Raw genomic sequence first — 227 nt, 5'->3', positions numbered from 1 at the left:
TGAACTCTGCCGAATACTTGGGCGACGGATGTCCCATCCCATGCCCCCTTTCCCCGTTTACGGCATCATGCCCAAACGGAACTCGAAGTGTCAACGGAAACGGGGGAGATTCAGGCTGGAACGAGAAGTCGAAGTCGGCGAGCGTCTTCACGTAGGGGAAGTTCGCCTTCTCGACCCTGCGGTCCAGGTCGCGGGCCCTCACCGCCGCGACCTGGGCGTCCGTCATC

Annotated in this window: 1 pseudogene; it reads right to left on the bottom strand. The window is 61.7% G+C overall.

The window, feature by feature from the left end:
• A pseudogene (locus H6A15_RS10300) lies at positions 1–227 on the bottom strand (ATP-binding protein); the annotation flags it as partial.

It is taken from the genome of Enorma phocaeensis, from assembly GCF_016901575.1.
Classification (GTDB): domain Bacteria; phylum Actinomycetota; class Coriobacteriia; order Coriobacteriales; family Coriobacteriaceae; genus Limicola; species Limicola phocaeensis_A.
Note: the sequence above shows the minus strand (reverse complement) of the source record. Positions and strands in the feature narration are given on the sequence as shown.